The organism is Pararcticibacter amylolyticus (genome assembly GCF_003130405.1).
Taxonomy (GTDB): domain Bacteria; phylum Bacteroidota; class Bacteroidia; order Sphingobacteriales; family Sphingobacteriaceae; genus Arcticibacter; species Arcticibacter amylolyticus.
Genome location: NZ_QEAS01000007.1, coordinates 136,136 through 146,290, shown reverse-complemented (window position 1 = coordinate 146,290; position 10,155 = coordinate 136,136). Strand labels below are relative to the sequence as shown.

Below are 10,155 nucleotides of genomic sequence, written 5' to 3'. Positions count from 1 at the left end.
AATCAGCTATTTCATTGCCCTACCGCCTCAATAGCTTTTCTGACATTTCCATATTTTTCCAGAAGCTCAGACGCCGTTTGTTCATCCGTTCCTGTTTCCTTTACGATGATCTTCACTCCCCGGCTGTAGAGTTTGTTATTTGTCAATTGCATATCGACCATCTTATTCCCTTTCACACGGCCAAGCTGTATCATAACAGAGGTGGTCAGCATATTCAGAACAAGCTTCTGAGCTGTGCCTGACTTCATCCTAGTAGATCCCGAAAGGAACTCAGGACCGACCACCACTTCAACCGGATATTGCGCTTCTGCCGCTACCGGGCTTCCCGAATTACACACAATACAACCTGTAGTAACACCGTTTTCATTAGCCTTTCTCAGTCCGCCGATAACGTAAGGAGTAGTGCCCGATGCGGCGATCCCAACCACAACGTCCCCTGAATTAATTCCATATTCCTGCAAATCTGTCCAGGCCTGTTCCTGGTCATCTTCCGCAAATTCCACCGCTTTCCTGATAGCCGAATCTCCCCCCGCAATAATGCCAATCACCCAATCAAATGGTACCCCAAAAGTAGGCGGACATTCAGATGCGTCCAGGATGCCGAGACGCCCGCTCGTTCCGGCACCTATATAAAACAAACGACCGCCTTCCCGCATTTTTGCAGAGGTGATCGCCGATAGATTCTCTATCTGGGGCAGCGCCTTCTCTACAGCAAGAGGAACCGTCTTATCTTCATTATTTATATTAACCAATACCTCCCTAAGGGACATTTTTTCAAGATCGTTGTAATTTGAGTCTTTCTCTGTTACTATTTCCATTCTAATAATTTATTCTAACTGTCACACCAAAGTTACAGCAAAATCTATGCTCATCTAAATTTGCTGAAATCCGGCTTATATCTTTTCTTCCTGTTCAATTCGTTTTTATAGATTATTTCTCCCAGTTCTTTAAAAAAGGGATAGCCTATCGTGTCATAGTCATACTTATCATCGTTCAATATCCCATCGCTATTTACATAGATAGTTGCTGAAATCAAAAATTCTATATTATTCTCCATATCTGCCACGTAAGCATTATCGGTCATAAACCCGTAAGCCCAGCCTGCCTTGCTGAAAATACGCACCGCCGAAGGTAAGACGCTTTTTCCATCCCTGCCTAAAAAGAATTTAGCATAGCCATCAAAAAACTCCGTGGTATCATACCTGGGATACCGGCTTTCCCGCGGCAACATGGACATATATTGATAAAGAAAATGATAGTCGTCTGAGGAAAGACGGAATGTTTGTTTCCGTTTTACCGCTTCGGGAAACAAGATAGCACGAAGCATCGCTTGCTGCTCTTCCAGAGGAAAGTTGTTATGCCGGCTAAAATCCATTGGTTCGTTCACCAAAACGTCACTTCTGTTATAGTGAGCTTTCCCAATCAACACTTTTCTGCTAAAATCAAAAGTCACCTTGCTGTAAGCGGGAGCCTGGGTATAAACTGTCTTTCCCTCTTTCAGGAAACTAACCGGATTGGTATGCCGGTTTTCCTCTTCGCTCAAAGGAACAAACCTGCGGTTGATCCGGGTATTCACGTACCCTTTCTGCCATAATTTTTCGTTTAGGTCCTGCTGCCCGTCCCATTCGTACAGCCTGTTGTAAGCGTCATTATCACTCACGAGGAAGACTTTTTTTATATAATGGGCAACAGAAGGATAACCGTTTTCAGATGTTTCATCCTTCAGCACCTTTGTCTGCCCGCTAAAAACACTGTCCGTAATCATAGGGGAGTACTTGTCAACCCCGGTTATTTTCAGATCGTTTAATTTCTCCAGGGCTATCAGGGCTGCAGGCAATTTTACGGTAGATGCAGGATTGAAATACCTGCCGGCATCCGTATTGAGATAAAAAGATTTAAAATGGGGCTTATTATTTCTGTCCCTGTCAATCCGGGTATAGATCACCTGGTATTGATATACCGAAGGCGCATCCAGTACCTTTTTAAAAGCAGGGCTTCCTTCCTTTAGCAGCAAACTACCGAACCACTTATCAGTTTTCTGAGCAGAAGAAATCATGCTGATCATACAAAGTACTATTAATACCCCTACAGATCTCATCACTTTTTATTTTTTATGGCCTTATAGATAATCTCCTGAATATCAGTCCTAACATTCAGTTTTCCAAGATTATTATTGTCTCCGTAGGGACAAACCCTGTTAGACATAAATATATACAGAAGATTATACTTCGGATCCGCCCAGACACAAATGCCCGTAAAACCGGTATGCCCAAAAGTCTGAGGAGATGCACTTAGAGATGGATACGGCTCATTTCTGGTCGCATTATCTTTTTCCGGCTTGTCGAATCCCAGACCGCGCCTGCTGATCTCACTATGATAGGCCGTGAAGAAGTCGATCGTTTCCTTTTTGAATAACCGCACACCGTTAAGTTCGCCACCGTTAAGCAGCATCTGATAAAGCTGGGCCAGGTCATAGGCATTGCTGAACAAGCCTGCATGGCCTGCGATTCCGCCAAACATCGCCGCTCCCGGATCATGCACATCTCCCCTGATCTGCTGAAGCCGGAAATACTTCTCATTCTCCGTTGGAGCGATCTTGTTCAGTGGGAGATGCTCACGCGGCTTAAAGCCTGTTGTGGGCATATGCAAAGGCTCATAGAATGTTTTACGTGCATACTGATCCAGCGACATACCGGTTATCTGCTCAACTACTTTACCCAGGAAGATAAAATCATTATCACTGTATACATATTTGTTAGCCGGTCCGAGCTTACTTTGAAGGATCCTTTGATAGAGCGTATCTGTCCAATTCTTACGCATATACATATTCTCTGCAACCCTTACCGAATATGTGCTGTCAGGAGCAGGTTTGTAAAATCCCGGTTTCGGTTTTCCCGAAGGATCCAGGGTTTCTTTATAAAAAGGGATAAAGGCAACAAGCCCTGCCTGGTGCAATAGTATATCTTTTAGTTTGAGAGAAGCCTTATCAGATCCCCTTACCCAGGGAAGGTAATCTCCTAATGTTTTTTCGATACTGAGCTTTCCCTCTTCGTATAATTTCATTACGCTTACCGTAGTCGCCGAGATCTTGGTCACAGAAGCCAGATCATACACTGATTCGACAGTTACAGGCTCTTTTTTATCATAATTCATGTGCCCGTAGGCCCTGTTGAATACCACTTTCCCATCCTTCGCCACCAGAACAACACAACCAGGAGTAGCCCCTTTCTCTATAGCATTCAATGCTACATCATCAATATGATTTAATTCCGTCTCATCCAGTCCCGCAGCTTCCGGTTGAGCCAACGGGAAGTACTCGTTTTGAATAATACCACTACCATACGCAAAAGACGGAGCAACAGTCACCGGCAGCTTTCCTTTAGGTGAAAGTTTACCTTCCAGCACATTTACCGCAATTTCGTGCATTAGGCTGTCGTCTTCGTAACAGGCAATCAGGTTCTTCGCACCGGGCAGGTTGGATATCGCGTAGGGATTACCAAAAACAAGGCTGATCGTATTATCTCTTTCGCTGAGCTGGCTGGCAAGAGATGCAGAAGCCTGACTGATACCAAAATTAGAAGCGGGATATTTCCTGTAATGATGTAAGCCCATCAGGACAATATCGTACCCATTAGCTATACGCGCCAGCAAACTTGCAGCGGCAGCAGTATCAGCCGTATTCTTAAAATAGAAACAATCCGCATCAAACGACTTCTTTAACAAACCCGCAAAATGATTCTCTCCTTCAATCCCTATCCCCACATAAGCAACTTTCTTACTTTTAGAGATCGGGAAGCTCATCCCGGCATCCTTTCTTAAAAGTGTGATTGCATTTGCATAAACATCCTTCTTTACCTGGATCGCTTTTGTATTGAGGTCAGAAGTTAATGCGCTGGTGTCAATACTTCCCCTGGCGTTAAGCCCGAGGTTATATTTAGCCAGTAAAACCCGGTAAACCTTATCGTCGATATCTTTCCAGTTCAGCTGGTTTTTGCGGATCGCCCTTCTCACCTTGCGAATGCTCCCTTTAATATCTCCGGGAAGACAAAGCATATCATTTCCGGCTATAAGTGACTGCACAGCAGCTTCCCCCTGCGGATAAAACTTCGCAACACCCTTCATTTCCAGCGCATCAGTAAAGGTGAGTCCCTTAAATCCGAGTTGCTGGCGTAATAGTCCTTTAATATTTGCCGGAGACAGGGAAGTCGCCCTGTTCGGGGTATCATCAATGGACGGAATATATAAATGGGCTACCATGACACTGCCTACTCCCTGTTTCACCAGTTCCCTGAAAGGATAGAGTTCGAGTGAATCCAGTTGCGCAACCGACTTATTGATCACCGGTAAATCAAGATGAGAATCTACAGCAACATCCCCATGTCCGGGGAAATGTTTGGCGCAAGCCATTATACCCTCATCCTGCATTCCTTTCATGATCTGTGTACCCAGCAAAGCAACTTTGTATTTATCTTCTCCGAACGACCTGAAATTAATAACGGGGTTCGCCGGGTTATTATTAATATCTACAACAGGGGCGTAATCCACCTGAATGCCTATCCGTTTGCACTGCTCACCTATTGCTCTTCCTACCTGGTAAGCGATCCGGGCATCCTGCACAGCTCCAATTGTCAACTGGTCAGGGTAAGGCACCACTCCGGCAAACCGCATCCCCACACCGGTCTCGCCATCCACGCACACTAAAAGTGGTGTTTTGGCCTTTTGCTGAAGGCGGTTCACAACCTCTGCCTGCTGGAGCGGGGTGCCCTGAAAAAGGCAAATTGATCCGATGTTATACTTCTTCAGGTATTTTGAAACTTCTTTCTCATAAAACGCGACTCCATCCCCTCGCCTTTCCGACATGCGGATGACCATCAGCTGAGCAATTTTCTGACGCCTTGAAAGCTTGTTGAGAATACTGTCTGCCCAGCGTTTCGATGAAGGAGCCTCTTCCAGGAACCGTTGAGCAACGAGTGGCTGAGAGGAAAACACCAGTAAAAAGATGCAGATCAGGCCATAAAGTCTGCGTTTCTGAATGTTTAAAAATGGCAAGAAAGTATTCATCATCATAATTTAGACACACCAATACCAGGAGAAGGGTTCAAAGTGACCTTCCCGTTTACAACCGTTGTACCTTTAAAGACATCATTGCTGATCAGCAGGGCACCATCAAGATCCGCCCAATCCACCATCGGTGCTAACTGGGCTGCCGCCGAAATAGCGCAGGAGGTTTCAGTCATACACCCCATCATGACCTTCATACCGAGGGCACGGGCAAGAGTCAGCATTTTGTGCGCTTCCCGCATACCGGTACATTTCATTAGTTTTATATTAATCCCGCTATATACTTTATAGGCCCTCAGCACATCATCAAGGCGCTGAACGGACTCGTCACCGATCGTCGGAACCGGACTTCTTTCTGTAAGCCAGGCCATATCGTCAATTTGCTCTTTAGGCATCGGCTGTTCCAGGAAGACCACTCCCTTCTCTTTGAGCCAATGAGCCATATCAAGAGCGAACTGCCTGTCTTTCCAGCCCTGATTAACGTCTACACATAACGGCTTATCTGTTATTTCCCTGATAGTTTCAATCATCTGCTTATCAGTATCCCTGCCGAGCTTTACTTTCAGAATCTTATAGGGATCGGCTTCCTTCACTTTCTGCCTGACCACCTCAGGTGTATCAATACCAATTGTAAAAGAAGTAACAGGCGTTTTGGACGGATCATATCCCCAGATCCGGTGCCAGGGCTGTTTCATGATCTTCCCTGTAAGGTCATGCAGGGCAATATCTACAGAAGCCTTTGCTGCCTTATTTCCGTCTTCGATACCATCCACATAATGAAGAATATTCTCCATTTGAAAGGGATCATCGAACCGGGAAAGATCGACTTTTGAAAGGAATTTTAATACCGATTCATGTGATTCCCCCAGATAAGGAGGCATAGAAGCCTCTCCATATCCAATGATACCATCGTATTCTATCTCGGTAAGAACTACAGGCGTGGTGGTACGTGAACTGGTTGCCAGGTTAAAAGCATGTTTCAAATTCAGCGTATAAGGCCTGAAGCGCAATTTCAACGAACCTTTGCCTGCATACTTTCCTTTAGCAGAAGCAAATAAATTATCTGTTCCCATTACCATGGTTGCTCCCGTGATTAAACCCGATGTTTTAATAAAGTCTCTTCTTCCTGACATGTCCGGATCTTAATTTGATATATTCTGATATAAAGAATGTTCCCTGACTCTGGTGATCCCTTCCGTTCCGATAGCCGTCAGTATCCTTCTGGCACTCAATAAGCCCGGAGAATGATAGGTGTCATAAAGGGGAGAACTCCTGACCAGGCTGCTGATCCTCACCATCCCTGATGACTGGATAAATTCGCCCTTCCCTATATAAATAGCCGTATGAGTAACCCTATCGCTCCTATCGGCCCTCCTGGTGCCAAAAAACAAAAGATCACCGGGAAGGAGGTTCTTCAGGCATTTGGTAACGCTTAAAGAATCATTTTCGTAAATATCAATCTTTTCTCCATAAAGAGCCTGCTGCGATGCATCTCTTGCCAGAATAATTCCGTTAAGAAAATAACTGGTTTTAGTAAAACCACTGCAATCGACACCTTTAACTGACGTTCCGCCCCAAAGATAGGGCACTCCCGTCATCATTTTTGCTGTATTGATTATTTGTGACGGATCCGGGTCTTTTCTGCCTGCCCATTTTGAATACGGGCGGCACTGCTTCACCGGCACATAGCCAGTGCGGCCATCAGGGTAGATCACCCGATAAAACTTTCCTGCTTTTCCCTTTAACACAAGGATATTGCCCGCAACCAGATCAGAAACGCGGGTGGCGTCAAAAGAGGGCTCCTCAAAAGCATGGCCGTAATCTGCAGTAAACACCACTTTATTTTCCTGCTTCCATGAATCAAAAGCAAATTTATCCATCGCTGCGACAGCATTATCTTCGATCCACGATAAATACTGATCGGGAGTACGGACCAGATAGTATCCCCTCTCCTTCTTCAGGATTATGACAGGCGTCCCAAGCAATACTTGAGTAACCAGTTCTGCTGATTGTTCCGGACGGACCCTGTTGTTGCAGACAGAGAGGTTTGCAAGGCCATAGATAAGGCCATGCAGATCAGAATCAGGCAAAATATGTTCTTTAATCAGAATACTCAGGCCGGCGTCAGTAAAAAGCCGTTTCAGATGTAAAACAGCATCAGGCTCTGTTGTTTCAACGTGAACAGCAAGAGGGCTGGTTACAGTAAATTCAGCTGCAAAGAGGGCCGTTCGTTTGTCGGGAGCAAACTTCTTCCGTGTACTTTCAATAAGTTCATTGGCTTTCTTAAACTCCAAAGAATCACCCGTTCCCGCCGCCCGGACCGGGAGATTAACCACAAAAAACAGGAGCACCAGATAAACAGCTTTCATATCTTCATTATTTACCTTTATTACTCTTGTATTCGAGACAAGTAATCTTACCATCCATCGTGCTCAGCACTACCTTATCCCGGGATAAAGGCATCACAGGATTCATAAGGCTATTTGATATCTTATACTGCCATAAAACAGATCCATCTTTTCTGTCGATTGCAGAAGCAAGTCCCGAATGAGAAGGGACATACACAATTCCGTTATTTTCAACTATTGCCGAAGGTGTAAGTTCGTACGGCAACTGGAGTGCCGACTGCCAGGCAATCTCCATAGAGTCAGCCCTGGCGGATACACCATACACCTGCCCGTCCATCGTCTTCACATAAATAAGGGAACTATCGGCAGAGAGTCCCATTGATTCACGCACCCTCTTGTCCTTCATTTGTTTTCTCCAGATTGCTTTACCTGTGCTGGCATCAAAAGCAGTCATATAGCGGTCAGGGGCAACGATAAAGACACGCCCGTTACTTCCAACGGGATAGCAGGAAGCAGGAGAAAACATTCTGTTAGATGAGCCATTGTTCCACTTCCACACTAATTTTCCCGTCTCCAGATCAAGAGCATAAAAATCATTTGCCCAGCATCCAAAGTAGATCTTTCCCTGATAGATCAGCGGCCGGCTAACAACAAAACCTTTCACCTGATCAAAGTCCCATATAAGCTTTCCAGTACTCACGCTAAGCGCACGAAAATGACCGTCTGAACTGCCAATGTAAACATTCTTATTATGAATAACCGGAGCCCCCAGTACAGGCTTTTGAGCAGGAAATTTCCAGACCAGCTTCCCGTCTGATACATCAAGACAATAGATATAATTATCTGAAGATCCGGCGACGACAAATCTGCCCTCCGTTGCCGGTGTTGAATAGATCTTTCCCCCTGTTTTGTAAACCCATTTCTGTTTCCCTGTTTTTTCATCGAGGGCATAAATATGCCCGCTGGTATTTGTAGCTATTACCAAACCCTTTGAGACGACAGTTCCCGCACCAACATCGCTCTTGTCCTGGTATTCCCAAAGAACCTTAACTGATGGATAGCGCCCGTTAACAGCGTAGGAAGGTCTGAAGTATTTTGTCGTGTCAGAACTAAAGTGATGATCTTCAAGTTTAACCTGCAGCCACTGCCGCTGTGTCTGCACAACAGGCCTTCTTTCTTCAAATACAGCCTCTTCGTTTTTTATAGTAACAATGTTATATCCTCCTATGCTGTCCTTCGCGCGAAGATTAGACCGTCCCATCACTCCCGGTATACCGTCAAACTCATAACGATGATTCGAATGACCGTGCCCGCACAGAATCAACTGGACATTTCGTTTCTTCAGCCTGTCAATCGCCTCATACCAGTTATTCTGAGAAGAATCCTGGGGATAATGATTCAGGTAAATAACCGGCATACGGGGATCTTTCATATGGTTAAGGACAGAGTCGAGCCATACAATATTCTCTCTTGGAACCTGTCCCGGCCCCATACGCATATTAGGACCTGAACTTGTACCGGTAAACAGGTATCCCCCTTGCTCAAAGGAGAAAGTCTCGCCCCCGAAAACTTTTCTGAAACTATTGCTGCCGCTCTCCGACCAGTTGGAGTCGTGATTTCCGGCAATAATATGCCAGGGTTTGTTAAGACTGTCAAGTATCCGTTTTGCCGTTGCCAGCTCTTCATCTGCACCAAACTCAGTAATATCACCTGTTATAACCACAAATTGAAGGGAGCTGTTATCATTAATGTCTTTTACAGTTCTCCTGAGATCTTCAGCACCTGTACTATTCCCGATGTGCGTGTCGGTGACAAAAGCAAACCTGAGCGGTTGCGCATTTCCTTTAGTAAGGAACAGAACCAATAATGGCAAAGCCAGTTTCTTAAAAATACGTTTCATTCCGGTAAGTTGTGAAGATATTGCAGACTAAAAACAAATCAGGCACAAAAACGCATCTTCCGATTTCCCCAATTCGTTTTATTCCTGATTAAAAATACAAACTATTCACTTAAACACAAACATTATTTACAGTTTCTTACACAAACATGCACAAAAACGCAAACTACTCAACAACCTGTCAATGGTTTTAAACCGGTATCCCTTACGCTTCAGCACCTCCAGCAACCCGTCCAGCCTGTTGTAGAATTTATCTTTCCTTCTCGGATCTGTACCTGCATGAACAAGCAGGATAAAACCATTCATCCCGTTCTTATCCCTTAATTCAAAATCAATTACCGACTTAAATATTTCATCCGACGGGAGATATGGTTTTCCCATTTCCGGATAGGTATAGTCGGCGGTAGAACGGGTTCCGGGACTAAAGTTCACGAGCAGCAGGCCTTCCTGTCGTGTCCACCCTGCGATTGTGGCATTATACCATTCATAAGGCGGCAGAAAAAACAATGCATTCTTCTTTTTAATACCAAATCCAAGCAATGTTTTATAACTTTCTCTCAGATCAGCTTCAAACTGGCTGCGTGAAACAAGCAGACTATCTCTTTTTCTCCAGTCGCAATAAAGCAAATGCTGATCCGAATGTGAACCCATATAATGCCCGTCTTTCTTCAATCTCATTATCAGGGACCTGAACTCCGGATTCCTGTAAAACCTTCCGGTAAAAAAGAAGGATGATTTCACATGATGCTTTTTCAATGTCTCTGCGATCACATTTCCCCCGTCTGCAAACTCATCTCCCGTAAAAACAAGGGCTATTGCCTTTTTTCCCGGATCCCCCCGGATAATAGC

General features: G+C 44.9%; 7 protein-coding genes. All 7 read right to left on the bottom strand.

Annotated elements, in window-relative coordinates; translation table 11 throughout:
* Window positions 1–11 precede the first annotated feature (11 nt).
* Entirely contained in the window at window positions 12–818 is an 807-nt protein-coding gene (gene murQ, locus DDR33_RS09955; RefSeq protein WP_109415630.1) for an N-acetylmuramic acid 6-phosphate etherase, read from the bottom strand.
* A gap of 50 nt (window positions 819–868) precedes the next feature.
* Entirely contained in the window at window positions 869–2,065 is a 1,197-nt protein-coding gene (locus DDR33_RS09950) for a serine hydrolase (RefSeq protein WP_202913707.1), read from the bottom strand.
* Between the two features lie 32 nt (window positions 2,066–2,097).
* Window positions 2,098–5,067: a glycoside hydrolase family 3 N-terminal domain-containing protein gene (locus DDR33_RS09945; protein ID WP_238387749.1), complete on the bottom strand. Its 2,970-nt coding sequence runs from the start codon at window positions 5,065–5,067 to the stop codon at window positions 2,098–2,100.
* A complete protein-coding gene (locus DDR33_RS09940) occupies window positions 5,064–6,194 on the bottom strand; it encodes a dipeptide epimerase (RefSeq protein WP_109415628.1) in 1,131 nt (376 codons plus the stop codon). The genes DDR33_RS09945 and DDR33_RS09940 overlap by 4 nt, the downstream gene beginning before the upstream one ends.
* A gap of 9 nt (window positions 6,195–6,203) precedes the next feature.
* Window positions 6,204–7,430: an NlpC/P60 family protein gene (locus DDR33_RS09935; RefSeq protein ID WP_158280698.1), complete on the bottom strand. Its 1,227-nt coding sequence runs from the start codon at window positions 7,428–7,430 to the stop codon at window positions 6,204–6,206.
* A 7-nt stretch (window positions 7,431–7,437) separates the two neighbouring features.
* Window positions 7,438–9,309, bottom strand: coding sequence for an outer membrane protein assembly factor BamB family protein (locus DDR33_RS09930; protein ID WP_109415626.1), 1,872 nt, complete (start codon window positions 9,307–9,309; stop codon window positions 7,438–7,440).
* Between the two features lie 126 nt (window positions 9,310–9,435).
* Window positions 9,436–10,122, bottom strand: coding sequence for a polysaccharide deacetylase family protein (locus tag DDR33_RS26455; protein ID WP_238387756.1), 687 nt, complete (start codon window positions 10,120–10,122; stop codon window positions 9,436–9,438).
* Window positions 10,123–10,155 lie beyond the last annotated feature (33 nt).

Coding starts and splice junctions, on each gene's coding strand:
- murQ (WP_109415630.1), bottom strand. CDS start 818: ATGGAAATAGTAACAGAGAAAGACTCAAATTACAACGATCTTGAAAAA.
- DDR33_RS09950 (WP_202913707.1), bottom strand. CDS start 2,065: ATGATCAGCATGATTTCTTCTGCTCAGAAAACTGATAAGTGGTTCGGT.
- DDR33_RS09945 (WP_238387749.1), bottom strand. CDS start 5,067: ATGATGATGAATACTTTCTTGCCATTTTTAAACATTCAGAAACGCAGA.
- DDR33_RS09940 (WP_109415628.1), bottom strand. CDS start 6,194: ATGTCAGGAAGAAGAGACTTTATTAAAACATCGGGTTTAATCACGGGA.
- DDR33_RS09935 (WP_158280698.1), bottom strand. CDS start 7,430: ATGAAAGCTGTTTATCTGGTGCTCCTGTTTTTTGTGGTTAATCTCCCG.
- DDR33_RS09930 (WP_109415626.1), bottom strand. CDS start 9,309: ATGAAACGTATTTTTAAGAAACTGGCTTTGCCATTATTGGTTCTGTTC.